Here is a 3,066-nt window from a genome sequence, read left to right on the forward strand (position 1 = left end):
CCGGCTCCGAGAATGATGATTTTCATAACGACAATTAAGATCCTTGCCTTATTATTCGCTTAACTTTGCCTATGCTAACGCTATAAGCATCTGATCTAAAGGGTTTTTTGCTTAATTATTAGCTTTTTCGAGCAGTGCGTAGTAAAAGCCATCCATCGATAACTGGCCTGGTATCAGCTGGCAGCCGATTTTTGAATGTGACAAATCCTGTATCTGTGTGCTCAAAGGTATCAGTTCGGCATCGGAATGGCGCTCCAGAAAAGCGGCAATCTGCTGTTCATTTTCCTGTGGCAGAATTGAGCAGGTGGCGTACAGCAGACGCCCGCCTGGTTTAAGTTTGTGCCATAGGTGTTCGATAATTTGCCGTTGTAATTCAACCAGTTGTTCGATATCACTGGCATGACGTAATAACTTAATGTCCGGATGACGGCGAATGACACCAGTAGCACTACAGGGAGCGTCCAGTAAAATCGCGTCGAAATGATGATCAGGAAAATTGCTGTCTGTTAAATCCTGACAATCTACTTTAGCTGATAGTTGCAGGCGAAGCAGGTTGTCTGAAATACGCTGACAGCGCTCATGGTCAATATCGCTGGCCGTCAGCTCAATGGAATCATACAGCTCCAGCAGGTGACAGCTTTTACCGCCCGGCGCTGCGCAGGCATCCAAAACAGTGCTATTAGGTGCTGGCGACAGAATCGCTGCGGCCAGTTGAGCCGCGGCATCCTGCACTGAAACATAGCCATCAGCAAAGTGTGGCAGCTGCTCAACACTAACAGGATGCTCTAACACCAGTGCGTTTGTAGCAATCGGATGCACCGTGGCGGACAGGCCCTGCTCCAGCAGTAATTCAAGGTATTGATCACGGCCAATCTTTTGCCGGTTAACCCTGAGCGTCATCGGTGCCTGTTGATTAATGGCTTCCATCAGCGCTTCCATCTGCCCTTTGTAATAAGGTTTAAGCATGCCAATCAACCAGTCGGGCATGGCAAATTTGGTATCCCAGTTAGCATCCATCTTGGTCAGTAATTCAGCTTTTTGACGCCCAAAATTCCGCAGGACGCCATTAACCAGCTTGGTAGCCCAGTTTTTTTTGAGCTGCTGGCAGACAGAAACGGTTTCGGAAATCGCTGCATGATCGGGTACGCGACTGTATTCGAGCTGATAGAGACCAATGATGATCAGGCACAGCAAATCGCGATCTTTGGGCTTGAAGGGTTTTTGCAGTAATTGATTGGCAATCTCTTGTAACCGAATAAAGTAACGACAACTACCCAACACCAGTACACGAAATAGACCATTATCAGAACCCTGCTCAAAATGGACGTTACTGAGAATGTCATTGGCCGAGCGACCCTCAAAGGCAATCGAATGTAATGCCAGGCAGGCCTGTTGGCGAAGCTGTTGATTAGTAAAGGTTTGTTGATTTGCTGTTGGTTGCACTAGCTGTCCTTAAGGGTGTTGCTGGCGTTCAGAATTGAATGCAAGTCATTACAGACTAGCAAACTGCTGGCCAGGCGCAAACAATTGTTGGTTTTTCGGGGCATTGAGCAAATCCTTGACCGACATGGATCGTGCGCCAGGCAGTTGTAGCTCGGTTAGCAATAATGAGCCTTGGCCGCAGGCGACCCGAATACCATCACTATTGGCTTGTAAGATGGTGCCCGGGGCTTCATTGGAATGAGTTTCAGTAACCTTTGCCTGCCAAATTCTGACCGTATTCTCATCGATTAGACTATAGGCAACCGGCCAGCTGTTAAAGGCTCGAATGGTACGCTCCAGCTGGTGCGCACTAAGTTGCCAGTCAAGTTGAGCTTCAGCCTTACTCAGTTTGTGTGCATAGGTGGCCTGGCTGTCATCTTGCGGCGTCGGGCTTAATTGATTCTCAGCGAGTTTATCCAGAGCTTTGACCAACAGTTGCGCGCCCTGCTCTGCTAATTTGTCGTGCAGGCTTGAGCCAGTGTCCTGCTCGGTAATGGGTAAAGAAGCGGTTAACAACATAGGACCTGTATCCAGACCTGCTTCCATCTGCATGATGGTAATCCCAGTTTCTTTATCACCGGCCTGAATGGCGCGTTGGATAGGAGCTGCGCCACGCCAACGCGGCAGTAATGAGCCATGAACATTGATACAGCCGAGTTTTGGTGTATCAAGCACTGATTGCGGAAGCAGCAGTCCATAAGCCACAACCACCATGACATCAGCCTTATAGCTGGCAAGCTGAGCCAATGATTCCTCTGATTTGAAATTAGTCGGTTGCTCAACTGGGATATTGTGTTCCAGAGCCAGCTCCTTGACTGGACTCATGCTGATTTTTTTGCCACGACCAGCTTTGCGGTCGGGCTGGGTGTAAACGGCAACCACCTGATGATGGCTATTAAGAACGGCCGCTAAAGAGCTGGCTGCAAAGTCTGGCGTACCGGCAAATATGACTTTCAGAGATTGTGGCATGTTAGTGCTTACTGTTGTTGTTTCTGCTGTTTTTCCAGCATTTTTCGAATTCGGTTACGCTTTAATGGCGATAAATAATCGACAAAGAGTTTGCCTTCGATATGATCGTTTTCGTGTTGGATACAGACGGCAAGTAATTCACCTGTGTCCATTTCAAAAGGTTTGCCGTGACGATCAAGCGCCTTGACTACAATCTCATTGGCGCGTTGAACCTTGGCGTAAATACCTGGAAAAGACAGGCATCCCTCTTCCATTTCTTCAACACCGCGCTTTTCAACGATTTCAGGATTGATAAAAACTAAAGGTTCGCTTTTATCCTCGGAAACGTCTATGACGAAAAATTGTTTGTGAATATTGACCTGGGTCGCTGCCAGACCAATACCGGGCGCGGCATACATGGTTTCGAACATGTCATCAATCTGCTGCTGCAGCTCGTTACCAAAGTCGGTTACCGGCTTGGCTTTGGTCCGTAAACGTGGGTCAGGAAACTCTAAAATCTCTAAAATAGCCATTGATTCTGTAAATCTGTGTCATCAGGGAGTCAGATCATAATAAATAACGACGACAAAGACCATTTTAAAGAGTAAATCAATGCGATAGTGCTTAAAATTATGA

General features: G+C 47.4%; 3 protein-coding genes. All 3 read right to left on the bottom strand.

Features of this window, described 5'->3' with window-relative positions:
* Positions 1 to 111 precede the first annotated feature (111 nt).
* Genes rsmB through def form a run of 3 tightly spaced genes read right to left on the bottom strand, consistent with a single transcriptional unit; the run spans position 112 to position 2,963 of the window.
* Entirely contained in the window at positions 112 to 1,443 is a 1,332-nt protein-coding gene (gene rsmB / locus HUJ19_RS00200; RefSeq protein WP_290621560.1) for a 16S rRNA (cytosine(967)-C(5))-methyltransferase RsmB, read from the bottom strand.
* A gap of 48 nt (positions 1,444 to 1,491) precedes the next feature.
* Positions 1,492 to 2,451: a methionyl-tRNA formyltransferase gene (gene fmt, locus HUJ19_RS00205; RefSeq protein ID WP_290621561.1), complete on the bottom strand. Its 960-nt coding sequence runs from the start codon at positions 2,449 to 2,451 to the stop codon at positions 1,492 to 1,494.
* An 8-nt stretch (positions 2,452 to 2,459) separates the two neighbouring features.
* Positions 2,460 to 2,963 (bottom strand): peptide deformylase, encoded by a 504-nt coding sequence (def, locus tag HUJ19_RS00210; protein ID WP_290621562.1) that lies wholly within the window; start codon positions 2,961 to 2,963, stop codon positions 2,460 to 2,462.
* Positions 2,964 to 3,066: the final 103 nt, after the last annotated feature.

The organism is Kangiella sp. (assembly GCF_014762745.1).
Taxonomy (GTDB): domain Bacteria; phylum Pseudomonadota; class Gammaproteobacteria; order Enterobacterales; family Kangiellaceae; genus Kangiella.

Bases quoted from the DNA above. Each gene is read 5' to 3' on its own strand.
- def (WP_290621562.1), bottom strand. From the start codon at position 2,963: ATGGCTATTTTAGAGATTTTAGAGTTTCCTGACCCACGTTTACGGACC.
- fmt (WP_290621561.1), bottom strand. From the start codon at position 2,451: ATGCCACAATCTCTGAAAGTCATATTTGCCGGTACGCCAGACTTTGCA.